Raw genomic sequence first — 25,453 nt, 5'->3', positions numbered from 1 at the left:
TGGTGATAAAGATCGATCAAATCTGCTGTAAAAATCTTAAAATCCGCTGATTGACCAAAGCCGCTTGCGTTACCGTTGAAGCGTGCCCTCCATCTGCCATCAAATAGAGTTCGGCTTGAGCTACTAATTTCCACAGTTTTAAACTTTGATGATATGGCACCAACATATCATCTTGATTTGCAATCAAAAGAACGGGCCTTTGCGCAAGCTCAGTCAAATGCTGTGGTGTGATCTGAAAATGCATTAATGCTGAAATACGTCGTATAACATTTTGAATTGGTGGAAAATCTTTTTGCTGTTTTTGTTCTTGTTGCTCAATTTCAAGATGATACTGAGAAATCCAGCTTGGCGGATATAAAAATAAAGCCTGTGCAGCAATATACGCCGCAACTCCCGCATGTTCGAGTAAAGCCAATCGGGTTTGGAAAGATTTTAAAGTGTGTGGATCTAGCGCTGCCCACCCATTAATCACGGTTAAGCTTTGCATGTTTAATCCAGATGTAGCAAGCAACTGAGTTAATTCCAGCCCAATAAATCCGCCTATCGCATGACCAACAAAATGGAACTGGTGAATATTCAGTTGTAGCAATAGATTTTTAATTTGCTCGGCTAAATCCTGAAAAGAATAAGTTTCTGACAATAAGGCATTATCAGCATGACAGCCTTCATGATCATAAATCAAAACATTATAAGCTTGCTGAAAAGCAGCAATCTGTGGCTGCCAAAACTGGCCGTGTCCACCCAGACCCGAAGAAAAAACCACATATTCCTGACTGGCATTGAAAGCAGGATAAAGCTGATAGTTCATTTTAAACCATTTGGTCAAATTAAGTTATCAATCACCCAGCAAGATTTATGCCTTTTTCTTCAAACCTAATTCACTATTTTAGAAATGGCGCTGATATAAGGCCAGTAACTTCTGTGCGCCCAAAAGTAAATTGGCTTCCCAATCCAAATGCGCCGTATCATTGGCACCATCACTAATGTATTTAACGGAAATACAGCGAACACCTAGTTTTTTACACACCTTGGCGATCGCATACGCTTCCATATCCACCAGATCACAGGTGAGCTTGGGTACACCGGTTTCAAAAGAATCACCTGTACCACAAATGCCTTTTGGCAATTCTGAAAAAAAGGGTTCAAGTTCAATTGCAGCAGGAAAGTCCTGATCCAAAGGCGTAGTTCCAATCGCAAAGCCCAAAGGAGAAACGTCCATATCACGTTGCACCACCTGACTGACTTCAACCAATGTATGTGCATCAAACGTAGCACTGCCTGCACTCCCCAAATTCAACAGCACATCACAGCCCGTTTTTTGAATCACGTCAAATGCACTAAAGGCGGCATTGATTTTGCCAATACCGCTATAGTGAACACGAATACCCGCCTGCTCAAATAGACCTTTGGATTCATCAGGAATTGCCATGATCAGCGCAACTTTCATGTTGTATTCTCTCCGTTTCATTACAGCGCATTTAAGCTGATCAATTTTACATATACAACTTTATCTAAAAAGAATTAATGATTTTCCTGCTGCTGTTTCCAAATCTGTAAGCAAGGAGAAAAAAATAATTGTCCTGAATATGCCCCACGAATGGTTTTTAAAGTGACCAACACCCATAAACCCAATAACAACATCATCAAACCGTGGACAATCACCGTCAAACTACTCCATTGTAATTGTAACGCCAATTGTTGCAGTGCCAAGATGAACACTCCTAAAGGAAAGGTCAATCCCCACCAGCCCAAATTAAATGGAATGCCCTGTCGCAAATGATGCAAACTTGCAAAAATCGCAATGCCTAACCACCAAATACCGACTCCCACAAACACCAGAGCAATGAATAGACCGCTATGCTGCAAAAAAGGCCCAAGCAGTTGTAAATTATGCTGTTGCAAAACCTGTGGAGCAGCCTGTCCAAGTAATAACATTGCCAGTGCTCCCGTTCCAATCGGGCCAATAGATAACCAGCTTGAAATCGCCAATTCTTTTTGGGGGATCTGATGTAAGGCCAAGCGTAAAACCAAAATGGCAAGAATTAAAAACGCAGGTAATACAGACATGCCCCAGAGGATGTAACTGCCCCACAAGATGGTGACAGCATTGGGTAAATGTGGCGCAACATTCAAAATTAAGCCCCCAGAACTTGCGGCAACTTCTGCGGCGACAATCGGTAATAGCCACATTGCAGTCATGCTCGGTAGTGTATGTTGCTGACGACTAAACATACAAAATGGCACAATCCATCCCACTAAAATCGCCAATAGCACATCCAGATACCAAAGTTTAAGCGCAATCAGCACAGCCAATTCACCGAAAAGAGGCATGCCATAGCTCAAAAAACCATTGAGAACCGTGGCCAATGCCATGGGAATCGTACCCAGAAACAAACTCATGGTTGGATGACTCAAAATCTGCTTGGCTTCTTCAGGGTAAAAAAACCAGCGTGCCAGATACAGCACACTAAAAACAATGAACAATGCGCTATTGAATATCCATAACATCATGCCAAGACGATAAAATGAACTGGATGCAAAAGGAAAATGCGCCAAAATCAAGGCGACCACACCGGTACCCATGACCACCGCAAACCAATTTGGGGTAAATTCCCGAATCAATTTTTGCTTCAATTGCATTTGATCAAATAGAATATTCATCCAATTTATCTCATCGTCTGATAGAAGCATCATAATCAAAGTTTAAAATAAGAAAAATTGATTTATTTTTAATTTAATTATCAATATTATTTATAATAAGAAAAAAGATCGTGCTTTTTGCCTGCATAAAAACGCAACAATAGCACCAAGCCCTCAGTTTATGGCAATATAGAGGACTTTCAAAAATTAGCTTCATTGACATCCATGAAACTGCTCCGCCTGAATGCCTTATCGCCAAATTTTAAGTTGCCTGCGACTGCGGTGACGATTGGCAACTTTGACGGTGTCCATTTGGGGCATCAGGCGATGATCGCGCAACTCAAAAAAATTGCACAATCAAACGGCTTAAAAACGCTGGTGATGGTCTTTGAGCCCCAACCCCTTGAATATTTTAAAGGCTTTGACGCGCCACCACGGATTAGTTCGCTTCGAGAAAAAGTCGAATATTTGACTGAATTAGGCGTGGACTATATTGCTATTGCCAAATTTGATGAACAATTTCGCGGTCTAAGCGCACAACAATTTGCAGATTTACTACATTTTAAACTCAATGCACAGCAACTGATTTTGGGCGATGATTTTCATTTTGGTAAAAACCGTCAGGGCAATAGCGCGTTTTTACGTGATTATGGCTTTCAAGTCACCAATTTAGACACCATTGAATACCATGGAGAACGGGTGAGTTCTACTCGTATTCGTCAGGTTTTGGCCGAAGGTAATTTAGCTCTGGCAGCACAGCTGTTGGGTCGTCCTTACAGCATTATAGGTCGAGTGCAATATGGCGATCAGATTGGTCGCACTATTAACTTCCCGACCATTAATGTGCGTTTAAATCGGCATAAACCGTGTTTAAGCGGTATTTATGGGGTAGATGTGGTCTGTGAAAGCAGGTCTCTACGCGATAAAGTGCAAAGTGATGATCCTACACAAAAAGGCATTGAGGGCTATCATCTCGACAGTTTATTTGGTGCAGGTCATGTCGGAACACGCCCTGCGATTCAACAGGAACATCCCGAATGGCGATTGGAAGTACATTTCCCGCAAGTTTCTGCTAATCTGTATGGCCTGTTAATGCGAGTGACGTTTCTAAACTTTTTACATGGTGAACGAAACTATCCATCGCTGGACGCGCTGAAAGCTGGAATTGACCAAGATGTGGAAGATTTGCTTGAATTTCGAGAGCAGCACCCACAATTCCCTTTTTAATCTTGAATTTTTTTGATGCTAAAACACGTCAGCTTTAACGCTGATCGAACTGGAAGACAACTTGCATGAGCGATAAGCAAACTCCTGAAAATGCCGTGGATTATAAAGCCACACTCAACCTGCCGGGCACCGAATTTGCCATGAAAGCCAATCTGGCTGTGCGCGAAGTCAAATGGTTAGAAGAGTGGTATGCCGACAACATTTATCAGAAGATTCGTGCAGCGCGTATTGGCAAGAAAAAATATGTTTTACATGATGGCCCTCCTTACGCTAATGGTCAGATCCACTTGGGTCATGCAGTCAATAAAGTCTTAAAGGACATTATTGTTAAAAGCCGTGTCATGGATGGTTTTGATTCGCCTTATGTACCGGGTTGGGACTGTCACGGTTTACCCATCGAACTCAAAGTTGAAGAAAAAGTCGGTAAAGTTGGCGTAAAAGTAGATGCATCGACTTTCCGTAAAGCTTGCCGTGAATATGCGATGAGTCAGGTCGATTTACAGCGCAAAGACTTTATTCGTATGGGCGTGTTTGGGGATTGGCAAGATCCGTACCTGACCATGAATTTTAAACAAGAAGCGGATATCGTCCGTGCTCTAGGTGAAATTCAAAAAGCAGGTCATATCGAGCCTGGCTTAAAACCTGTCAATTGGTGTATCGATTGTGGTTCGGCACTGGCAGAAGCCGAAGTTGAATATGAAGATAAAAAGTCCGATGCAATTGATGTCGGTTTTGGTGTGGTTGATCTAAATGATCTTGGTCAACGCTTGAATGTAGAGGTGACTGCACCAACCGATATCGTGATCTGGACGACGACGCCATGGACATTACCTGCCAACCAAGCGGTTGCATTACATGCCGAAATTGACTATCAATTGGTACAGGTACAGAGTGACCGCGGTACTCAGAACTTTATCTTAGCCAAAGACTTGGTTGAATCTGCGATTGCCCGTTATAAACTAGAAAATCCTGTTGTTTTGGCAGATTTCAAAGGTGCCGTGCTTGAGCATCTGAGCTTACAGCATCCCCTGTTGGCTGATCGTCAAGTGCCTGTGATTTTAGGTGAACACGTCATTGCGACCAGTGGTACGGGTGCTGTACATACCGCGCCGGGTCATGGTGCAGACGACTATAAAGTGGGTCTGATCTATAACCTGAAAGTGGATAATCCTGTCGGTGGCAATGGCGTGTATTTACCGACTGCGCCCATTTTTTCGGGCGAACATATTTATAAAGCCAATCCGCAAATTATTGAAGCATTAGGCGCTGTGGGCCGTTTATGGGCGCATCAACCGATCGTACACAGCTATCCACATTGCTGGCGTCACAAAACCCCTATTATCTTCCGTGCCACACCGCAATGGTTTATCAGCATGGATGCCAAAGGTTTACGTGAATGTGCCCTCAATGCGATTGAAAATGACATCAGCTTCGTGCCTGATTGGGGTAAAAACCGAATTGAGTCGATGATCGAAGGTCGTCCAGACTGGTGTATCTCACGTCAACGAACTTGGGGTGTTCCAATTCCGTTCTTTGTGCACAAAGATACACATGAACTGCATCCACGTACGGCTGAACTAATCGAAGAAGTAGCGGAGTTGATTGAGAAAGAAGGCATTGATGCTTGGTTCAATCGTGAAGCCAAAGACTTTATCGGTGCAGATGCCGAACAGTACAATGCGGTACGTGATACGCTCGATGTCTGGTTCGATTCAGGTACAACCCACTATGCCGTATTACGTCAACGTGAAGAACTCACCGATCCTGCCGATTTGTATTTAGAAGGGTCAGATCAACATCGTGGCTGGTTCCAGTCATCTTTATTGACTTCGATTGCCATCAACGAACGCGCGCCATATAAAGGTCTACTCACACACGGTTTCGTGGTCGATGAAAAAGGGCGCAAAATGTCGAAGTCTTTGGGCAATATCATCACGCCACAAGACATCATCAAAGACATGGGTGCCGATGGTCTTCGTTTCTGGATTGCTTCGAGCGACTATCGTTATGAAATGACTGCGGGTAAAGAAATTTTCAGTCGTGCATCAGACGGTTATCGTCGTATCCGTAATACCTTGCGTTTCTTGTTGGCCAACCTCAATGGCTTTAAACCATCAACCGATGCCCTGCCAGTTGATCAACTGATTGCATTGGATCAATACATCCTGCAACGTGCTGTTGAGGTTCAAAAAACGATTCAACAAGCCTATGAAGATATGAACTTCCATATCGTATGTAGCGCTTTGACCAATTTCTGTATCAATGACTTGGGTGGTTTTTATCTCGATATCATTAAAGATCGTCAGTACACCACCAAAGCGGATTCACAGGCGCGTCATTCTGCACAAACTGCACTGTATCACTTAGTTCAAGCCTTTGCTCGCTGGATGGCACCGATCTTGAGCTTTACTGCACAAGAAGCATGGCCATTGATCCCAGAGCAAACCGAACAATATGTGTTTACGGCTGAATGGTATGATTTGCCTGTCGCATCCACAGCAAACCTGATTTCTGAAGCCGATTGGCAAACCTTGATTCAGGTTAAATCAGCAGTCAACAAGCAGATTGAAGCGGCACGTAATGCCAAGCTGGTCGGAAGTAATTTGTCTGCCAAAGTTGAGATTTGGGCCAAAGATGAACTGCAAACAGTATTGAACCAATTAGGTGATGAATTACGTTTTGTTCTGATTACGTCTCAAGTCAATGTCTATCCATTCGCTGAACAAGGTGAAGCAACCGAGATGGATGGCTTACGCGTGCAAATTTCGGCAGCAGAAGGTGAAAAATGTGTGCGTTGCTGGCATGTATTGCCAGATGTGAATACCCATACTGATCATCCGGGTTTATGTGGTCGTTGTATCGTAAACGTCACAGGTCGTGGCGAAGTGAGAAAATATGCCTAAGACCCAAACAAAACAAGGCTTATTCCAGTTTTATCCACATAATCTGATTTGGCTTGGACTGGCTGTCCTTGCCATCATTTTAGATCAATGGACCAAATGGATCGCCAGTACTCATCTGAATTATGCCGATCCTGTACCTGTCTTACCATTTTTAAACTGGACGCTGTTGCATAACTATGGCGCAGCATTCAGTTTTCTCTCGGATGCAGGCGGTTGGCAGCACTATTTATTTACAGGGCTAGCAGGTATTGTCTCGATTATTTTTGTGTTTTGGCTGATGCGTATGCCTAAACACAGTATCATCTTGCCTGCGGCCATTGCTCTGATTCTAGGCGGTGCTTTAGGCAATTTAATTGATCGTATGACCTTGGGTTATGTGGTCGATTTTATTCATGTCTACTATAAAGACCACCATTTTCCTGCATTCAATATTGCCGACAGTGCCATTACGCTAGGAACCATCCTCTTGTTAATTGATACTTTTTTTCTTGAAAAGAAACGTATCCAACGTGCAGAAGTGAAACATGACTGAAATTATTCAACCAAATGAAGAAATTCGTATTCAAGAAGGCGCTCAGGTCGAGTTACATTTTTCTGTAGCGCTGGAAAATGGCGTCGAGATTGATAACACGCGTAGTCGCGAACAGCCAGTCAGCTTAATCATTGGCGATGGTAATTTATTGCCTGGTTTTGAAAAAGCTTTATTTGGTTTACGCGCAGGTGACCGTCGTACCGTGCATTTGCCACCAGAAGATGCTTTTGGTCCGTGGAACCCTGAAAATGTTCAAAAGTTTGATACAGTTAAATTTGAACAGCGTCCTATCGTCGGTCATATGATCGAATTTGAAGATAAAGCCAAAGCATCATTATTTGGTGTCGTGGCATCAGTCAATGATGATATTACTGAAGTGGATTTTAATCATCCGCTTGCAGGTAAAAATATTAGCTTTGAAGTTGAAATCTTTAAAGTCACCCCTGCTGGTCAGCAAGGCGTGAAATTAATGTAATACAAAAGCTCTCATCCGAGAGCTTTTTTTACACTTAAAAAACAGTATAAGATGGTCAAAACCAAAATAGCATATCAATAAAATACAGGATCATCACATGCGCATTTATATTATTGTTGGAAGTATCCGTGAGGGACGTACTGCGATCAAAGTCGCAAATTGGGTAAACTATAGTCTTTCGAGTCAACCAAATACAGATCTCCAAGCTGAAATTATCGATTTAAAACAATGGGATTTACCACTTTTCGCAGGCAGCCATCCACCTGCTACGGGTATTTACGACCAACCCAAACAACAAGAGTGGGCCGATAAAATTGCGCAGGCAGATGCCTTTATTTTTATTAGTCCTGAATACAATCACGGTTATAGCCCTGCGCTTAAAAATGCATTGGATTATTTGGGCAAAGAATGGAGTGGAAAACCAGCCTCATTTATTAGCTACGGGGTGACCTATGGTTCAAATTCGCTTGGACAAATTCGCCAAGTCACCTCAAGTTTAAATATGATCGATCCGAATGCAGTGATTGAAATTCGAGATATCTTCAAACGGAATAAAGAAGAAAGCTTTGAAGCCAATGAATTTGAAGAAAAAGCATTAACCGATTTGGTACAGAAACTCAAAAAATACCAAAAAAATTCTGTGTAAGCTAAAACTTACATATATCGTCGTTATTGACGAATTGGTGTATCAATAGATTTAATCTATTCTATAAAACATACAGAGACAGGAAGTCTCATTGAAAATAATAAGATGCATAGGATGCGGTCATAGATAGGATATTTGTGGCACTATAAACGGAATATAAAGAAGCCCTGTCAGGATGATGGGGCTTCTTTTTATCTATTACTTATATACGATTTACAGACTTCTTAAATATTCAACCACATCGGTATTTTTTGCCATTTCAGCAAGCTGTAGCGCAGTATATTCCCCTTTATATGCAACATTTGCACCTTTTCCCACGAGTAACTTCACTACGGCTAAATTGTCATTCTCAGCGGCTGCCTGTAGTGCACTATAGCCATCATCATCCGTCTGATTGGGATCTGTTCCTTCTGCCAATAATTGTTCGACTTGTTCCACATCACCAAGAGATGCCCAGTATACAAGTTCAGGAAGCTTCAACTCATCGTCAGAAATTGGAGAAAATATGTTAAATTTCATAGATAATTCCAAATTATATAAAATTAAGATTCAATTAGTAATTCCAGTTGAAGCAATATTTTCTAACTTCTCTAAACTTAATTCACATTTAAAATTTTCAGATAAAATAGCTTCAAACATGATACATAATTTATAAAATTGTTTAGTTTGGTAATTATTTTCAACATTTACATATGCTAATAAATACAGGGCAGAAATCCTATTTTGTATATCCAATAAATATATAGGTGAAGTATTAGCTATACTATTAGCAATTTTTTCGAAAACCAAATAAATATAGTACATTAAATATGGTAAACGAGTATACATAAATTGATATAAAGTTTCTTTGGATTCATTTGTACCAAAAATAAAATTAATATTCAAATTTTCAGTTTTAATAGCTTGATGCTCAGTAAATAAATGCATTGCTTGATTACAAACTCCATCAAAACTGTCCTCACTCTTTTTGTCATATCGTAAGGTTGCTAAATAATGTGAATCTAGAATTTGATCAAAATTTAAATCCTTAAGAATTGTTTTTATTCTTAGATCATGTCCATTTACATCACCACCATTTTTATGCCTTAGTTTTAATGGATTACTTTCAAAAATATCAATAAAATCATCTTTTAAAATCATTTCTTCTAATAAATATAAATTTTCTTGGATAGGCTTTCTAATTAACATATAAGCTATACTAACTTTTCCCTTTTCCATCGCTTTTAAAGATTCATAAATACAATGCAACATATCTGATAATAATGCTTGGATAATTGTTTTTTTAATTACTGATTCATAATTACTTTGCTTATTTTTATTCTTTAACCAATTTAGAATACTTCCATCATAGTCCCAAAATTCCTTTTTTTCTAAATCAGATAATTCAACTTTACTTAAGAAAATATCATTTTTCTCACCAGTTTCTAGAAAATCAACCATAATATCATGTATAAAAAAACATAATTTATGCGCTCTATCATATAGTTTATTCATGGTTTTTCTTTTAATTCATTTCCTAGAATTATAGTAAACTTCTTTATAAAAAAAAGCACCCCCTCTGCATAAGCGGAGGGGGTGTTTAGTATTTAAAAGCTGGCGATGACTTACTCTCACATGGCTAACGCCACACTACCATCAGCGCGAAGAGGTTTCACTTCTGAGTTCGGGAAGGGATCAGGTGGTTCACTCTTGCTATTGTCGCCAGCAAACTGTTGTGGTGCTTTGGGGTCTTATTCACATTACTTAATAATGTATGCCTTACTTACGAACCAAAGAGTTATTAACGGATTGGAAATTGAGTCGGTATTGTAACTAGTTTATTGACTAAATCAAGTTTTCGTATCGAATTTATCTTGAATACAACAACTGTTTGGGTGTTGTATAGTCAAGCCTCACGAGCAATTAGTATTGGTCAGCTTCACATATCACTATGCTTCCACATCCAACCTATCAACGTCCTAGTCTTGAACGGCTCTTTAGGTGACATATAGTCACAGGGAAATCTTATCTTGAGGTAGGCTTCCCGCTTAGATGCTTTCAGCGGTTATCCCTTCCGAACATAGCTACCCGGCGATGCGACTGGCGTCACAACCGGTACACCAGAGGTTCGTCCACTCTGGTCCTCTCGTACTAGGAGCAGATCCTCTCAAATTTCCAGCGCCCACGGTAGATAGGGACCGAACTGTCTCACGACGTTCTAAACCCAGCTCGCGTACCTCTTTAAATGGCGAACAGCCATACCCTTGGGACCTGCTTCAGCCCCAGGATGAGATGAGCCGACATCGAGGTGCCAAACACCGCCGTCGATATGAACTCTTGGGCGGTATCAGCCTGTTATCCCCAGAGTACCTTTTATCCGTTGAGCGATGGCCCTTCCATACAGAACCACCGGATCACTAAGACCTACTTTCGTACCTGCTCGACTTGTGGGTCTCGCAGTTAAGCGCGCTTTTGCCTTTATACTCTACGCGTGATTTCCGACCACGCTGAGCGCACCTTCGTACTCCTCCGTTACTCTTTAGGAGGAGACCGCCCCAGTCAAACTACCCACCAGACATGGTCCTCGCCCCGGATTACGGGGCAGAGTTAGAACCTCAACATTACCAGGGTGGTATTTCAAGGATGGCTCCAATGCAACTGGCGTCACATCTTCATAGCCTCCCACCTATCCTACACAAGTAAGGTCAAAGTTCAATGTCAAGCTGCAGTAAAGGTTCACGGGGTCTTTCCGTCTAGCCGCGGGTACACTGCATCTTCACAGCGATTTCGATTTCACTGAGCCTCTGCTGGAGACAGCGCCGCCATCATTATGCCATTCGTGCAGGTCGGAACTTACCCGACAAGGAATTTCGCTACCTTAGGACCGTTATAGTTACGGCCGCCGTTTACTGGGGCTTCGATCAAGAGCTTCGCTTACGCTAACCCCATCAATTAACCTTCCAGCACCGGGCAGGCATCACACCCTATACGTCCACTTTCGTGTTTGCAGAGTGCTATGTTTTTAATAAACAGTTGCAGCGGCCTGGTTTCTGCGGCTGCCAAGCGCTCAGGGAGCAAGTCCCATCACCCTCAGCAGCGTACCTTCTCCCGAAGTTACGGTACCATTTTGCCTAGTTCCTTCAGCAGAGTTCTCTCAAGCGCCTTGGTCTACTCGACCTGACCACCTGTGTCGGTTTCGGGTACGATTCCTGTGTAACTGAAGCTTAGAGACTTTTCTTGGAAGTATGGTATCAGCCACTTCACTGTACAAGTACAGCTTGATATCGACTCTCAGCATAGAGCACCCCGGATTTGCCTAAGATGCATGCCTACTGTCTTCCACCTGGACTACCAACGCCAGGCTGACTTAACCTTCTCCGTCCTCTCATCGCATTACACAGAAGTATGGGAATATTAACCCATTTCCCATCGACTACGCCTTTCGGCCTCGCCTTAGGGGTCGACTCACCCAGCCCCGATTAACGTTGGACTGGAACCCTTGGTCTTTCGGCGAACGGGTTTTTCACCCGTTTTGTCGTTACTCACGTCAGCATTCGCACTTCTGATACCTCCAGCATACTTCTCAATACACCTTCATCGGCTTACAGAACGCTCCCCTACCACGTAACTCTAAAGTTACATCCGCAGCTTCGGCACATAGTTTTAGCCCCGTTACATCTTCCGCGCAGGCCGACTCGACTAGTGAGCTATTACGCTTTCTTTAAAGGGTGGCTGCTTCTAAGCCAACCTCCTAGCTGTCTATGCCTTCCCACATCGTTTCCCACTTAACTATGATTTTGGGGCCTTAGCTGGCGGTCTGGATTGTTTTCCTCTTGACTACGGACGTTAGCACCCGCAGTCTGTCTCCCGGATAGTACTCATAGGTATTCGGAGTTTGCATCGGTTTGGTAAGTCGGGATGACCCCCTAGCCGAAACAGTGCTCTACCCCCTATGGTATTCGTCCGAGGCGCTACCTAAATAGCTTTCGGGGAGAACCAGCTATCACCAGGCTTGATTAGCCTTTCACCCCTATCCACAAGTCATCCCCTGGCTTTTCAACGACAGTGGGTTCGGTCCTCCAGTTAGTGTTACCCAACCTTCAACCTGCTCATGGATAGATCGCCTGGTTTCGGGTCTATACCCAGCAACTAAACGCCCTATTAAGACTCGATTTCTCTACGGCTCCCCTATGCGGTTAACCTTGCTACTGAATATAAGTCGCTGACCCATTATACAAAAGGTACGCAGTCACCGAACAAGTCGGCTCCCACTGCTTGTATGCATGCGGTTTCAGGATCTATTTCACTCCCCTCACAGGGGTTCTTTTCGCCTTTCCCTCACGGTACTGGTTCACTATCGGTCAGTCAGGAGTATTTAGCCTTGGAGGATGGTCCCCCCATATTCAGACAAGGTTTCACGTGCCTCGCCCTACTCGTCATCATGATGTGTGCCCTTTCGTGTACGGGACTATCACCCTCTACGGTCGCACTTCCCAGAGCGTTCCGCTAAAACACACATCACTTAATGGGCTGATCCCCGTTCGCTCGCCGCTACTAAGGGAATCTCAATTGATTTCTTTTCCTAAGGGTACTGAGATGTTTCACTTCCCCTCGTTCGCCTCAATAACCTATGTATTCAGTTATTGATACCTACCTTATAGTAGGTGGGTTCCCCCATTCAGACATCTCCGGATCAATGGATATTTGCCGCCTCCCCGGAGCTTTTCGCAGGCTATCACGTCTTTCTTCGCCTCTGACTGCCAAGGCATCCACCACATGCACTTAATTACTTGACTATACAACCCCAAACAGTCGTTAATACCTACAAGTAGTATTACCAACATTACAGTTTGAAGTACTGTGCATTTAAGCACCATACAGCTTCAATCTAAATTCATATACCAAAACGCTTGATTCAGTTAATTTGCTAGTTCTCAATTAACTCTAAGATCAGAATGACTTCTTCTCTCTTTGTTATTGAGTGAACAATTTATTTCAGACTCAATTCTCAATCTGTTAATGAATTAATGTAACCTCGTCAGCTACATTAAACTGTGATTAATCACAGAGCTTAATAAATCATTATATTTACTAAGCTCTATAATTATCTTAGCTTCAAGCTCCATCATATGTGTGCCTGCGCACAGCATAGCTGTTTGCTTAAATTTCAAGGAAAATCCTTAAAGCGATGCTTTAAGTTTTCTGTTCTTGAAATTTGGTGGAGACTAGGAGAGTCGAACTCCTGACCTCCTGCGTGCAAAGCAGGCGCTCTACCAACTAAGCTAAGTCCCCAGCTTATATCATTTACGTATCTTTAACTCTGTACTCATTAATCTATTCGTCAGAATGGTGGGTCTGACAAGACTTGAACTTGTGACCCCACGCTTATCAAGCGTGTGCTCTAACCAACTGAGCTACAGACCCTGAGAAATAAAAAAAGAGATTAATAATCTCTTTTTTTATTTCGCAAGACAAGCGCAGCGCGTAGTGCATGACTTATCTCTGAAATTAAAAGAGAAAACTCGTTCCTTTTCTATCTTTCATTCAGATACCAGAAGAACAACTTGTTGTGGATTCTTACCAATCAACCAATCTTTTCGTTAAGGAGGTGATCCAGCCGCAGGTTCCCCTACGGCTACCTTGTTACGACTTCACCCCAGTCATCGGCCACACCGTGGTGAACGTCCTCTTTGCAGTTAGACTATCCACTTCTGGTGCAACAAACTCCCATGGTGTGACGGGCGGTGTGTACAAGGCCCGGGAACGTATTCACCGCGGCATTCTGATCCGCGATTACTAGCGATTCCGACTTCATGGAGTCGAGTTGCAGACTCCAATCCGGACTACGATCGGCTTTTTGAGATTAGCATCCTATCGCTAGGTAGCAACCCTTTGTACCGACCATTGTAGCACGTGTGTAGCCCTGGTCGTAAGGGCCATGATGACTTGACGTCGTCCCCGCCTTCCTCCAGTTTGTCACTGGCAGTATCCTTAAAGTTCCCACCCAAAGTGCTGGCAAATAAGGAAAAGGGTTGCGCTCGTTGCGGGACTTAACCCAACATCTCACGACACGAGCTGACGACAGCCATGCAGCACCTGTATGTAAGTTCCCGAAGGCACCAATCCATCTCTGGAAAGTTCTTACTATGTCAAGACCAGGTAAGGTTCTTCGCGTTGCATCGAATTAAACCACATGCTCCACCGCTTGTGCGGGCCCCCGTCAATTCATTTGAGTTTTAGTCTTGCGACCGTACTCCCCAGGCGGTCTACTTATCGCGTTAGCTGCGCCACTAATCCCTCAAAGAGACCAACGGCTAGTAGACATCGTTTACGGCATGGACTACCAGGGTATCTAATCCTGTTTGCTCCCCATGCTTTCGTACCTCAGCGTCAGTGTTAGGCCAGATGGCTGCCTTCGCCATCGGTATTCCTCCAGATCTCTACGCATTTCACCGCTACACCTGGAATTCTACCATCCTCTCCCACACTCTAGCTAACCAGTATCGAATGCAATTCCCAAGTTAAGCTCGGGGATTTCACATCCGACTCAATTAGCCGCCTACGCACGCTTTACGCCCAGTAAATCCGATTAACGCTCGCACCCTCTGTATTACCGCGGCTGCTGGCACAGAGTTAGCCGGTGCTTATTCTGCGAGTAACGTCCAGTAGCTGGTAGTATTAATACCAGTACCCTCCTCCTCGCTTAAAGTGCTTTACAACCATAAGGCCTTCTTCACACACGCGGCATGGCTGGATCAGGGTTCCCCCCATTGTCCAATATTCCCCACTGCTGCCTCCCGTAGGAGTCTGGGCCGTGTCTCAGTCCCAGTGTGGCGGATCATCCTCTCAGACCCGCTACAGATCGTCGCCTTGGTAGGCCTTTACCCCACCAACTAGCTAATCCGACTTAGGCTCATCTATTAGCGCAAGGTCCGAAGATCCCCTGCTTTCTCCCGTAGGACGTATGCGGTATTAGCATCCCTTTCGAAATGTTGTCCCCCACTAATAGCCAGATTCCTAAGTATTACTCACCCGTCCGCCGCTAAGATCAGTAGCAAGCTACTTCTCTCCGCTCGACTTGCATGTGTTAAGCCTGCCGCCAGCGTTCAATCTGAGCCATGATCAAACTCTTCAGTTAAAATCATTTTGCGTCTTTCTTAAAGAACAAGACGCCAATTCTGGCTCATCAATTACTGACAAATTCTCTCAAATAAACTTCGAGTAATTTAAACCAATTAATCAATGATAATATTTCGATCAATCAATTAGTAAAAATCCACACAAGTTGTTCTTCTATTCTCTTAATGATCTATTCCTCACCTCGTCAGTAAGAAATTCAACTCAATACAAACCTTCCAACCTTAACCCTAAAAGCCAAGATCTTCATCGTGTATCGCGTCGGGATGCTGCGTATTCTATACAGTTTTTAAAGCAACGCAAGCCCTGAAAGCATTTATTTTCAATAGATGCACTTTTTTTCAGCAATTTAGCCTTGAGCGTTCAACAAATAAACATAAATTGATTATTCTTCAAACTTGGCATTAAAAAAAGTACATGCAAGCATGTACTTTTAGCATAAATGGAATCTTAGACGTCTTCAGTGAATATGGTAATTACCGCGTACATCAATCACTTCTCGAATCATTTGCTGTCTTCCTATATAACTTTCCCCAAAGAAAAATAGTTTTGCTCGATAAGGTAATCTGGACATGACCATGCTTGATAATTGGTAATTTTCAACAACATCTAATTTATCTAGATAATAATGCGCTAATAAATACTGTTCTTCTTCAATAGCACTAGGATCTGTGTCAAATAAAAAAGTGATAAGCCAGTTGAGGTGTTGTTGATCAAATCCCATGGATAGCTCTCCTCTCGTTGTTTTTATCTACTAAGATGTAGTTTCTATTAGGTAAATATCATTTTTACTGATGAATGCGGGTTTATCTATAATGGTTCGCGAGGACGCTCTCCTTAAACTTCAACATGTCATGAATTTTTTGTTTAATCTATTTATACCGTAGTTTTTTCTGTTGTACAGGATTTATTTGCCTTTTCCCAAAAGAATGCGATTGTGATCATTTTACTGTTTGTTTGACTTATTTTATGTATTTATGCGGATAAACAAAGTGATACTCACCATAGTTGTACAGCTCATATTCATAATTTAACAAAGCTTGAATTGGAATATAAAGAAAAAGCAGACACGAGGTCTGCTTTAGAAATATCACAAAATTTTAGTAGGTGTTAGTCAATGAAAGTGACTCGAGCTATGGCTTTTTTGCCTGCTTGTATAATGTAGGTCTGATTTTCTTTGACAGAGAAATTGGCATCGACCACGTTCCAGTCTACTTTCACGGCGCTACGAGCAACCGCATCTTTGGCTTGAGCTGCATTTTTGGTGAGTCCTGCCAAGCGAAGAATAGAGGCAATAAAAATTTCTCCTCCAAATTCTCCACGAGATATCGTCACTTCTGGTGTATCTTCTGGAATTTCACCTTCAGTAATGATATTACCCGCACCTTTATGCGCATTGGCGGCGGCTTCCGCGCCATGAAAACGCTCCACCAACTCAATCGCCAGAATCTTTTTCAGCTCTTGCGGATTACGACCGTCAGCCATTTCTTTGAGCAGAGCCTGAACCTCATCCATGGATTTAAAGCTGAGTAATTCGAAATAACGCTCAATCAAAGTGTCAGGCATCGATAGGACTTTTTGATACATCGCACCGGGTGCATCAAATACGCCAATATAATTGCCTAATGATTTAGACATTTTGTTGACGCCATCCAAACCTTCAAGAATAGGCACCGTAATACACACTTGTGATTCTTGCCCATAACGGCTTTGTAAGGTACGACCCATCAGCAAGTTGAAAGTTTGGTCTGTTCCGCCAAGCTCCACATCTGCTTCAAGTGCAATTGAATCGTAGCCTTGAACCAGTGGATATAAAAATTCGTGAATCGCAATCGGCTGATGGCTGTTATAGCGCTTGGTGAAATCATCACGTTCCAACATCCGTGAAACCGTTTGCTGACTGGCCAATTGAATCAAATCTGCCGCAGATCTTTGATTAAACCATTCGGAGTTAAAACGCACTTTGGTTTTATTGGGATCAAGAATTTTAAAAACCTGTTCCTGATAAGTTTTGGCATTGGCTTCGACCTGTTCACGGGTTAACGGCGGACGTGTCGCACTTTTACCCGTTGGATCGCCAATCATAGCCGTATAGTCACCAATCAAGAAGGTCACTTCATGCCCAAGATCCTGAAAGGTTTTAAGCTTATTAATCAATACGGTATGGCCAAAATGTAAATCTGGCGCAGTTGGATCAAAACCTGCCTTAATTTTTAAAGGACGATTTTCCTTGAGTTTCTTGAGCAGATCCTCTACAGAGATAATTTCATGAGTGCCTCGTTGAATGAGGGCAAGCTGTTCTTCAGCAGGCAAGAAATTTGACATCACAAAACCTAAACACATCAGTTATTCAATTTGTGCGATATACTAACACTTTTTCAGCAGATTGCAGGCGAAGTTAATCATGACATCGATCTATATTGGGGTAATGACCGGTACCAGCATGGATGGGGTCGATTTGGTTGCTGCTTCATTTGATCCTTTACATCTTCATGCCACTTTAACCATTCCTTTTGAACCTGAGTTACGTGATGAGCTGATGGCGCTGACCTTGCCGGACGATAATGAAATTGATCGCATGGGTAAAGCTGATGTCACCCTAGCGAAGTTGATTGGTCATGGGATTAATGAGCTGATTGAAAAAAACCATTTAGATCGCAGTCAAATCAAAGCTATCGGTTCACATGGACAAACCATTCGCCATCGTCCTGAACATGGCTTTACCTTGCAAATTGGCGATCCGAATATCATTACAGAAATTACAAAAATTCCTGTAATTTCAGATTTTAGGCGTCGTGATATGGCCGCTGGCGGGCAAGGTGCGCCCTTGGTTCCTGCATTTCATCAGGCCATTTTTCAACATTCCAGTATTCATCGGGTGATTTTAAACTTAGGCGGCATTGCCAATGTCAGTCTGCTTCCCGCAGGTCGTCCAGAGGATGTTTATGGTTTTGATACAGGACCTGCAAATATTTTAATGGATGCATGGTGCGAACGTTATACAGGTCATCCTTATGACGAAAATGGCAATTGGGCAGCCTATGGCCATCCTATTCGAGGATTATTAGAACGCTTGCAAGCGCATGAATTTTTTTCCAAAGAGCCGCCAAAAAGTACGGGCCGTGAAGACTTTAATATCGACTGGCTGGATGATCAACTTGCTGACTGGCGTAATGATGAACTGGAATATGACGAGTTAGAAGATACCCCTGAAAATGTACAGGCAACCTTGCTTAAACTCACCACACGCGCGATTAAAAAAGCTATTTATCGCTCTGATCTGGATACAGGTGAAGTCTATGTTTGTGGGGGCGGTGCTTATAATTCACATTTACTGGAACAACTACGCTGGCGTTTGCGCAAACATAATTGGTCGGTGCAGAGTACCAGTGTGCTTGGATTATCGCCGACATGGGTTGAAGCTACGGCGTTTGCATGGCTGGCCATGCGTTTTATGACGCAGCAAAGCGGTAACTTGCCGTCAGTCACTGGTGCAGAAGGATTTCGGGTATTAGGAACCATGACCTGTGTTTAGAAAGGCATGATCCTTTGAGACCTTTCTAACTAAAAAATCCCCTATTGGGGATTTTTTTATGCATCAAATTTTAGATCGAAAATGAAGAACCACAACCACAAGTCGTGGTTGCATTTGGATTTTGTACCACAAAACGTGAACCTTCCAAACCTTCAAGATAGTCTACTACTGAACCAACCAGATATTGATAGCTTAAAGAATCGACCAACATGATGACATCACCATTTTCAAACTTGGCATCATCTTCATTGGCACTTTCAGCAAAATTAAAACCGTAAGAAAAACCAGAACAACCACCACCCGTCACGTAAACACGTAACATTAAATCCTGATTCCCTTCGCTGTCACGGAGTTGGCGCACTTTTTTGGCAGCATTATCTGAGATAACAAGAGCTTGGGCATTCATGATGGGGTCCTCAACCTAAATCTGACGTCTTATAAAGAACAAGACCATATACAGTATAACATACACAATATATGGTCAGTTCTGGAAGTTTAAACTTTATTCAGACTATTTGTATCAGGATTATTTATAATTTTCATCCTGCAACGCGCATTCAAAGTTTTTCGGATTTTCCTTACAACGGAATTGCCACAATAGTTTCATCATGCGTTTATCGTAAATGCCTTTTTTGGTCAGGTTTATACGCGATTCACGCATCAACTTTTGATAGCCAGGTTTGTCTGCTTCAGGGACATCCATCCAGTACTTTTGAGGAATATCCGCTTTCATTTTACCTAAAATAGTAAAAGAACGCGGCAACTGGGTCTTAACCCAATCACGTGATTTTTGACCAAATCCCGCAGGGAATTTATCAGGACGAATAATCAGGTTACCTGTGACCTGTAAAATAGGATAATTTACAATTGCACCCTTTGTACCTAAACCTTTATGTAGCTCAAGTGCTTTAAAGGCGGCGGCAGGTGCACCAATGATATCCACCTGATGGTTATTAAATTTTGCACCAAAATTAGTGACATCCGCACTCACTGCTTGCGCACCAATTTGTTGAACCATAATTTTTTGTGCTTCGTCGTAATCTAAAACGGCAATTTTCTTACCTGCGGCTTTGGCAACCGTATTGATATTGCGGTCATTGACCAGCAAATACGCATCACCAATTGGAATGACACCCACCACTTCATATTGACCTTGAGTCATATATTTGGCAAATGTAGGACTTGAAAGACCTTGCATGATCTTCACTGCAAGTTTTAAATCAGGAATGGCGCCAATGGCGTCTAAAGAACCCGTAAATGCATTGAACTGTCGACCGCGTAAGCCTGTGATACTGACGCCATCACATTTACCTGCTTTAAAATCATCCGCAATCACACTTTCATTTTGACTGACTTTAAGCTCGATATCCGCGCCCCAGTTTTTGGCGGCCAATTGATAGTCTTTCATTACACTATAGACATCGCCATTTTTTCCAACCAAGTCAAAAACACAAATGGTTTGTTTTGCTTGTACTCCCATAGATGCCGCCAATAATCCAGCTGTCACTGCGAGAGTTTTTGACCATTTCATATATTTACCTTCCATTATGAGCGTTGTTGTTTTTGTTTGCTGATCCTACAGATGCACTCCAGCACCTGATCATGTTTCAATCCCGTTCAACCGATAATTTCACATATCGAGTAAATCACGTATCTAAACCCCTTTAGGTTTCAGTTTAAGTCTTCGTGATCACTGATCCATGTGAAGTTATTGTTTAATTTTAGATTATCAACTTTATACACCGTATCAATGGCTGAACTGACAGTGTTTTAGAAATAAAAAAACTCGGAAATTATTCCGAGTTTTTTAGCAAAATCAATATTATTCGCCAGCCATCGAACATTCAAAATTGGCTTTATCTACTGAACAGCGCGCTTTTTTCAGTACAGACATCATACCAGCATCGTACACACCACGTTTAGTTAAATCGATACGACCATCACGCAGCAGTTTTTGATATTTTAATTTGTCTTCTGGTGTCAAGTTCATCTTGTATTTCGCAGGAATTTGCGCTTCAAGACGGTTGATCATTGCAAAGCTCTTTGGTAATTGCTTCACAAACCAATCACGTGATTTTTGACCAAAATCAGCAGGGAATTTTTCTGGACGAATTACCAAATCAGCAGTAACGTGCAAAACCGGGAAGTTCATCATTGCACCATTGGTACCCAAACCTTTATTTAACTCAAGTGGCTTGTAGGCGTAGGCTGGCGCACCCACCATATCAACCTGACCATTGTTAAATTTTGCAGCAAAGTTAGAAATATCAGATAAAACAGCTTGTGCACCTACACGTTGAACCATGATTTTTTGCGCATCGTCATACCCCAATACCGCAAACTTTTTACCCGCTGCTTTTTCTACCGAGTTAATGCTCTTGTCACGTACAAAAATAAAGGCTGAACCTAATGGTGCAATCCCTGCAACTTCGTATTTTTTACCACCAAGATTCGAAGTTAATTTTGCAGCGTTACGTGCATCTAACACATAAGTAATCGCACGTTGCGCAATCTGGTTATTAGGTACACCACCCAAAGAGTCGATTGAACCAGCAAATTTATTGTATTGACGAGCACGCATTGCAGTCATGGTTACTGCATCACATTTACCTGCTTTAAAATCATTGTCTGCAACAGCTTCGTCCTGACGCGGAACCAACGTAATGTCAGCACCCCAGCCTTTGGCTGCCAATGCCCATTCTTCCATCATTTTATACGACTCGCCTGATTTCCCTAGCAAATCGAATACACATACTGTTGCAGCTTGAGCTGTTACCGAAACACCAGCTAAAGTGGTAGCGGCCAGAGCGAATGCAATTTTTTTCATATTGTTGTTCCTTTGTACATAATTTCCAGTTAGGAGTATCCTTACACGGCAAATATTAATCGGGTTATTTAAAAAAAAATAGAGTATTTACTCCATTTTTTGTGGAAAAATGAATATTTATTGTACAAAATCGTGAATGATTTCTTATTTTTAGTAAAATTCAATTAAAGATATATAAATAAAATATTAAAAGATAAAGAGTTTTCTTAAAATTTATTTTTTTAATCGAAAAAGAAAACTCTTTAGGTCATTTTAAGATTTTTTGTTTATTCTCCGCCTAATGAACATTCAAAATTGGTACGCTCTACTGTACAGCGCGCCCGTTTAAGTACTGTCAGCATATTTGGATCATAAATTCCTTGTTTCGCCAAATCGATACGTCCATCGCGTAAGAGTCTTTGATATTTTATTTTATCTTCATTGGATAAGTTAATTTTATATTTATCAGGAATACCCGCTTCTAAACGTCGTACCATGGCAAAGTTTTTTGGTAACTGATTAAGAAACCAATTTCTGGATTGTTGACCAAAATTATTGGGAAATTTGTTTTGTCGAATAATCAGGTCAGCAGTAATGTTGGCAACAGGAAAGTTGATCATCGCACCAGTACTGCCCAAACCTTTTTGAATTTCTAACGGTTTATAAGCGTACGCTGGTGCAGGCACAACATCCACTTGTCCACTGTTAAATCTAGCTACAAAATTTGAAATATCAGATGCGACAGGAACCGCACCAACACGCTGACTCATAATTTTCTGGGCTTCATCATAATGCAGGATTGCAATTTTTTTACCCTTGGCACGTTCCAGATTATTAACATTACGATCACGTACAAATAAATAGGCCTGTCCAATCTGGACAATTCCTGCGACCTCATATTTATCGCCTTCGATCGTTGTCGTTAATCGATGATTATTGCGTTTATCCAAAACATAAGTAATTGCCTTTTGCGCGATAGAATTATTCGGGACTGCACCTAGCGCATCAACTGAGCCTGCAAATTTATTGTAAGGACGTGCACGCATGGAAGTTATATAAACAGCATCGCACTTGCCTTCGCGAAAATCTTTTTCTGCTTGGGCTTCATCCTGACGCGGTATGAGATTAATATCTGCATTCCATGCTTTGGCCGCTAGCGCCCATTCCTCTAACATTTTGTAGGAGTCACCTGCTTTTCCCAATAAATCAAAAGCACAGACATTAATTTGAGCATGAGCGGTTGTCATCCATCCAGACAACACGGTCGCCCCCAGTATCGAAAGTCCTTTATTCATCATCGCATTCCTTATCCGACTTTTTTGCTTAGTTTTTGTTCTCTATTGATTACTATACTCATTATCTTAAGCCTGACTCAATCAAAAATAGAGCTTTAGCTCTAAAAAAGCGTAAATCCTGCCAGTTTTCTGACGAAATGCATCATTTTTTCGACACAATTCAAGTTTCTGTAAAATAGATAACACTGACTAAAACTTTGTCTTATTTTGCATATCCCTTTAAAATGGTCGCCTTTCTTTATGATGTAGCGTGTTCATTTCCATGATTCAGCTTGACCAGTTTTCAATTCGCCGCGGCGGACGTGTTTTATTTCAAAAAGCATCGATGCAACTGCATCCAGGTTGGAAAATTGGGTTGACTGGCGTCAATGGTGCAGGAAAATCCACTTTATTTTCTGCATTATTGGGGGGAATGGAAGCAGATAGTGGCAGCTTAAGCCGTCCAAATGTATGGACTGTGGCTCACATGGCACAAGAAATTAAAGCCTTAGACATGAAGGCGATTGATTTTGTGCTATCAGGAGATGAAGAGTACTGGACAATTCAGCATCAGCTTGAACATCCAGAACAACTCAGCAATGATGAATTGGCGCATCTGTATAGTCGATTTGATGAAATTAATGGCTATTCTGCCTCAGCCAAAGCTTCACAATTAATGGCAGGTCTGGGTTTTTTTGAACACCAATCTCAACTGGACGTATCCAGTTTCTCAGGGGGTTGGCGGATGCGCCTGAATCTGGCAAGAACCTTGATGAGTCGTTCAGATTTACTGTTGTTGGATGAACCGACTAACCATTTGGATTTAGATGCGATTTTATGGCTGGAAGACTGGCTCAATAGCTATGAAGGCACATTAGTCCTGATTTCACATGACCGTGATTTTTTAGATGCAATTACCGATCATATTTTACATATTGAAAATCAGGAACTAACGCTATATACAGGCAATTATTCCACCTTTGAAACTACCCGTGCCGAACGTTTAGCACAACAACAACAAGCGTTTGAAAAACAGCAAGAAACTCGCGCACATTTACAAAAATATATTGATCGATTCAAAGCACAAGCCACCAAAGCACGTCAGGCGCAAAGTCGAATTAAACAACTGGAAAGAATGCAAGAGCTAGCACCTGCGCATGTGGATACGCCGTTTACCTTTAGTTTTCGTGAACCAAGTAAAATGAGTTCACCACTTTTGGCTTTAGAACACGCTGATATTGGCTATGCAAGCAAACTGATTGTGACCAATGTTAATTTACAAATCACGCCAAGCAGTCGAATCGGTTTATTGGGGATGAATGGTGCTGGAAAATCCACCTTAATTAAATCTTTAGTGGGTGATCTTCCATTGATTCAGGGGCAACGCTACGCCTCAGAATTACTCAATATTGGTTACTTTGCCCAGCATCAGATGGATGCACTAGATGGCAATGCCAGCCCGATGCTGCAACTATCACGTATTGCCGATAAAAAAATCAGTGACGCGACTCTACGTGCCTTTTTAGGCAGCTTTGGCTTTAGTGGCGAACGCATGGACACGCCAAGTGAAAGCTTTTCTGGGGGCGAACGGGCGCGTTTGGCATTGGCACTGATTGTCTGGCAGCGTCCGAATGTGCTGATTTTGGATGAACCGACCAACCATTTAGATCTGGATATGCGCCATGCCTTAACCATGGCCTTGCAAGATTTTGAAGGCGCGGTGGTGCTGGTTTCACATGAACGGCAGTTAATTGCCAGCGTCTGTGATGAGTTGATTCTAGTTCACAATGGTCATAGTCAAAGTTTTGATGGTGACCTCAATGATTATGCCAACTGGCTACGTCAGGCACGTAACGACATGATCAAAAAAGGCCAGCAACCTGCTGCCCCGGTGATTTCAGAAGTGACTGCCCCACCTACAACCTCGAAACTGGATAAAGAAGCCTTACGTAAAGAAGCTGCGCAACGTCGTGAACAAACCCGACCGATTCGTAAGAATATTGAAAAATGCGAAACTCAGATCGAAAAATTTCAATCACGTTTAGTTGCCATTGAAACATTACTTGCAGATAGCTCACTCTATGAGGCAAATCGTAAGGATGATCTGCTTAAACTCATGAATGAACAAACTGATCTGAAACAAAAACTAGAACAAGCGGAAGAGCAACTTTTGGAACTCATGATGCAATTGGAAGAGCTGGAAAGTTCTTTTGATTAAGATATTCTCTGAGCATTTAAATATTGGGCTGTAGCTTTACAGCCCGACACATTCATTTGCCTAATCTTACAAGTCGACTAT

18 protein-coding genes, 2 tRNA genes and 3 rRNA genes are annotated in these 25,453 nt (G+C 42.2%); 7 read left to right on the top strand and 16 right to left on the bottom strand.

Annotated elements, in window-relative coordinates; all coding sequences use genetic code 11:
- Positions 1-16: 16 nt before the first annotated feature.
- The 3 genes from rutD to I6L31_RS11095 all read right to left on the bottom strand — a co-directional run bounded on the left by rutD (position 17) and on the right by I6L31_RS11095 (position 2,661).
- Entirely contained in the window at positions 17-808 is a 792-nt protein-coding gene (gene rutD / locus I6L31_RS11105) for a pyrimidine utilization protein D (RefSeq protein WP_005000773.1), read from the bottom strand.
- Between the two features lie 78 nt (positions 809-886).
- Positions 887-1,468 (bottom strand): 5'-methylthioadenosine/S-adenosylhomocysteine nucleosidase family protein, encoded by a 582-nt coding sequence (locus I6L31_RS11100; RefSeq protein ID WP_372463886.1) that lies wholly within the window; start codon positions 1,466-1,468, stop codon positions 887-889.
- Positions 1,469-1,521: 53 nt separating this feature from the next.
- Positions 1,522-2,661: a TDT family transporter gene (locus tag I6L31_RS11095; RefSeq protein ID WP_005000771.1), complete on the bottom strand. Its 1,140-nt coding sequence runs from the start codon at positions 2,659-2,661 to the stop codon at positions 1,522-1,524.
- 204 nt (positions 2,662-2,865) lie between these two features.
- On the opposite strand from I6L31_RS11095, the gene ribF reads away from it, so the two are divergent.
- From ribF to I6L31_RS11070, 5 genes are all read left to right on the top strand, one after another.
- Positions 2,866-3,867, top strand: a complete 1,002-nt coding sequence (gene ribF / locus I6L31_RS11090) for a riboflavin biosynthesis protein RibF (RefSeq protein WP_004988860.1) — start codon at positions 2,866-2,868, stop codon at positions 3,865-3,867.
- A gap of 65 nt (positions 3,868-3,932) precedes the next feature.
- A complete protein-coding gene (gene ileS, locus I6L31_RS11085) occupies positions 3,933-6,770 on the top strand; it encodes an isoleucine--tRNA ligase (RefSeq protein WP_004988862.1) in 2,838 nt (945 codons plus the stop codon).
- Entirely contained in the window at positions 6,763-7,302 is a 540-nt protein-coding gene (gene lspA, locus I6L31_RS11080) for a signal peptidase II (protein WP_004988863.1), read from the top strand. The genes ileS and lspA overlap by 8 nt, the downstream gene beginning before the upstream one ends.
- The gene (locus I6L31_RS11075; protein ID WP_005000764.1) at positions 7,295-7,777 is read left to right on the top strand and encodes an FKBP-type peptidyl-prolyl cis-trans isomerase; all 483 of its coding nucleotides are present in this window, start codon (positions 7,295-7,297) and stop codon (positions 7,775-7,777) included. Before lspA ends, I6L31_RS11075 begins: the two co-directional genes overlap by 8 nt.
- Before the next feature lie 97 nt (positions 7,778-7,874).
- Positions 7,875-8,423, top strand: a complete 549-nt coding sequence (locus tag I6L31_RS11070; protein ID WP_005000761.1) for an NADPH-dependent FMN reductase — start codon at positions 7,875-7,877, stop codon at positions 8,421-8,423.
- 213 nt (positions 8,424-8,636) lie between these two features.
- Here I6L31_RS11070 and I6L31_RS11065 read toward each other — a convergent pair whose 3' ends face one another.
- The 9 genes from I6L31_RS11065 to tyrS form a co-directional block, all read right to left on the bottom strand.
- The gene (locus I6L31_RS11065; protein WP_005000758.1) at positions 8,637-8,942 is read right to left on the bottom strand and encodes an ankyrin repeat domain-containing protein; all 306 of its coding nucleotides are present in this window, start codon (positions 8,940-8,942) and stop codon (positions 8,637-8,639) included.
- A 30-nt stretch (positions 8,943-8,972) separates the two neighbouring features.
- Entirely contained in the window at positions 8,973-9,917 is a 945-nt protein-coding gene (locus tag I6L31_RS11060; protein ID WP_005000756.1) for a hypothetical protein, read from the bottom strand.
- 97 nt (positions 9,918-10,014) lie between these two features.
- Positions 10,015-10,129: ribosomal RNA gene (gene rrf, locus I6L31_RS11055) — 5S ribosomal RNA — on the bottom strand.
- 175 nt (positions 10,130-10,304) lie between these two features.
- A 23S ribosomal RNA gene (locus I6L31_RS11050) occupies positions 10,305-13,198 on the bottom strand.
- 420 nt (positions 13,199-13,618) lie between these two features.
- Positions 13,619-13,694, bottom strand: a tRNA-Ala gene (locus I6L31_RS11045).
- A gap of 55 nt (positions 13,695-13,749) precedes the next feature.
- Positions 13,750-13,826 (bottom strand) — tRNA-Ile (locus I6L31_RS11040).
- A 177-nt stretch (positions 13,827-14,003) separates the two neighbouring features.
- A 16S ribosomal RNA gene (locus tag I6L31_RS11035) occupies positions 14,004-15,540 on the bottom strand.
- The 16S, 23S and 5S rRNA genes sit together here with 2 tRNA genes alongside, the layout of an rRNA operon.
- Before the next feature lie 459 nt (positions 15,541-15,999).
- On the bottom strand, positions 16,000-16,263 hold the full coding sequence (locus I6L31_RS11030; RefSeq protein ID WP_004986177.1) for a hypothetical protein: 264 nt from the start codon (positions 16,261-16,263) through the stop codon (positions 16,000-16,002).
- 386 nt (positions 16,264-16,649) lie between these two features.
- Positions 16,650-17,882 (bottom strand): tyrosine--tRNA ligase, encoded by a 1,233-nt coding sequence (gene tyrS / locus I6L31_RS11025; protein ID WP_171065002.1) that lies wholly within the window; start codon positions 17,880-17,882, stop codon positions 16,650-16,652.
- Between the two features lie 61 nt (positions 17,883-17,943).
- On the opposite strand from tyrS, the gene I6L31_RS11020 reads away from it, so the two are divergent.
- Positions 17,944-19,074 (top strand): anhydro-N-acetylmuramic acid kinase, encoded by a 1,131-nt coding sequence (locus tag I6L31_RS11020; protein WP_004986183.1) that lies wholly within the window; start codon positions 17,944-17,946, stop codon positions 19,072-19,074.
- A gap of 70 nt (positions 19,075-19,144) precedes the next feature.
- Here the strand turns inward: I6L31_RS11020 and erpA are convergent, their stop codons facing one another.
- From erpA to I6L31_RS11000, 4 genes are all read right to left on the bottom strand, one after another.
- Entirely contained in the window at positions 19,145-19,480 is a 336-nt protein-coding gene (erpA, locus tag I6L31_RS11015; RefSeq protein ID WP_005005404.1) for an iron-sulfur cluster insertion protein ErpA, read from the bottom strand.
- A gap of 120 nt (positions 19,481-19,600) precedes the next feature.
- Positions 19,601-20,605 (bottom strand): putative solute-binding protein, encoded by a 1,005-nt coding sequence (locus tag I6L31_RS11010; protein WP_004986189.1) that lies wholly within the window; start codon positions 20,603-20,605, stop codon positions 19,601-19,603.
- Between the two features lie 291 nt (positions 20,606-20,896).
- Complete coding sequence (locus tag I6L31_RS11005; RefSeq protein ID WP_004986192.1) at positions 20,897-21,901, bottom strand: putative solute-binding protein; 1,005 nt, start codon at positions 21,899-21,901, stop codon at positions 20,897-20,899.
- A 266-nt stretch (positions 21,902-22,167) separates the two neighbouring features.
- Positions 22,168-23,127: a putative solute-binding protein gene (locus I6L31_RS11000; RefSeq protein ID WP_370684968.1), complete on the bottom strand. Its 960-nt coding sequence runs from the start codon at positions 23,125-23,127 to the stop codon at positions 22,168-22,170.
- A gap of 310 nt (positions 23,128-23,437) precedes the next feature.
- Here I6L31_RS11000 and I6L31_RS10995 point away from each other — a divergent pair, with 310 nt between their 5' ends.
- Positions 23,438-25,372 carry an ATP-binding cassette domain-containing protein gene (locus I6L31_RS10995; protein WP_005005409.1) on the top strand — a complete coding sequence of 645 codons (1,935 nt, stop codon included), beginning with the start codon at positions 23,438-23,440 and terminating at the stop codon, positions 25,370-25,372.
- Positions 25,373-25,453: the final 81 nt, after the last annotated feature.

The sequence above is a fragment of the Acinetobacter septicus genome, from assembly GCF_019355975.1.
In the GTDB taxonomy this organism is placed as follows: domain Bacteria; phylum Pseudomonadota; class Gammaproteobacteria; order Pseudomonadales; family Moraxellaceae; genus Acinetobacter; species Acinetobacter ursingii.
This window is presented reverse-complemented; position numbering and strand designations above follow the sequence as displayed.

What these genes read in the sequence shown, in the direction of transcription:
- rutD (WP_005000773.1), bottom strand. Translation starts at nt 808, where the DNA reads ATGAACTATCAGCTTTATCCTGCTTTCAATGCCAGTCAGGAATATGTG.
- I6L31_RS11100 (WP_372463886.1), bottom strand. Translation starts at nt 1,468, where the DNA reads ATGAAACGGAGAGAATACAACATGAAAGTTGCGCTGATCATGGCAATT.
- I6L31_RS11095 (WP_005000771.1), bottom strand. Translation starts at nt 2,661, where the DNA reads ATGAATATTCTATTTGATCAAATGCAATTGAAGCAAAAATTGATTCGG.
- ribF (WP_004988860.1), top strand. Translation starts at nt 2,866, where the DNA reads ATGAAACTGCTCCGCCTGAATGCCTTATCGCCAAATTTTAAGTTGCCT.
- ileS (WP_004988862.1), top strand. Translation starts at nt 3,933, where the DNA reads ATGAGCGATAAGCAAACTCCTGAAAATGCCGTGGATTATAAAGCCACA.
- lspA (WP_004988863.1), top strand. Translation starts at nt 6,763, where the DNA reads ATGCCTAAGACCCAAACAAAACAAGGCTTATTCCAGTTTTATCCACAT.
- I6L31_RS11075 (WP_005000764.1), top strand. Translation starts at nt 7,295, where the DNA reads ATGACTGAAATTATTCAACCAAATGAAGAAATTCGTATTCAAGAAGGC.
- I6L31_RS11070 (WP_005000761.1), top strand. Translation starts at nt 7,875, where the DNA reads ATGCGCATTTATATTATTGTTGGAAGTATCCGTGAGGGACGTACTGCG.
- I6L31_RS11065 (WP_005000758.1), bottom strand. Translation starts at nt 8,942, where the DNA reads ATGAAATTTAACATATTTTCTCCAATTTCTGACGATGAGTTGAAGCTT.
- I6L31_RS11060 (WP_005000756.1), bottom strand. Translation starts at nt 9,917, where the DNA reads ATGAATAAACTATATGATAGAGCGCATAAATTATGTTTTTTTATACAT.
- I6L31_RS11030 (WP_004986177.1), bottom strand. Translation starts at nt 16,263, where the DNA reads ATGGGATTTGATCAACAACACCTCAACTGGCTTATCACTTTTTTATTT.
- tyrS (WP_171065002.1), bottom strand. Translation starts at nt 17,882, where the DNA reads ATGTGTTTAGGTTTTGTGATGTCAAATTTCTTGCCTGCTGAAGAACAG.
- I6L31_RS11020 (WP_004986183.1), top strand. Translation starts at nt 17,944, where the DNA reads ATGACATCGATCTATATTGGGGTAATGACCGGTACCAGCATGGATGGG.
- erpA (WP_005005404.1), bottom strand. Translation starts at nt 19,480, where the DNA reads ATGAATGCCCAAGCTCTTGTTATCTCAGATAATGCTGCCAAAAAAGTG.
- I6L31_RS11010 (WP_004986189.1), bottom strand. Translation starts at nt 20,605, where the DNA reads ATGAAATGGTCAAAAACTCTCGCAGTGACAGCTGGATTATTGGCGGCA.
- I6L31_RS11005 (WP_004986192.1), bottom strand. Translation starts at nt 21,901, where the DNA reads ATGAAAAAAATTGCATTCGCTCTGGCCGCTACCACTTTAGCTGGTGTT.
- I6L31_RS11000 (WP_370684968.1), bottom strand. Translation starts at nt 23,127, where the DNA reads ATGACAACCGCTCATGCTCAAATTAATGTCTGTGCTTTTGATTTATTG.
- I6L31_RS10995 (WP_005005409.1), top strand. Translation starts at nt 23,438, where the DNA reads ATGATTCAGCTTGACCAGTTTTCAATTCGCCGCGGCGGACGTGTTTTA.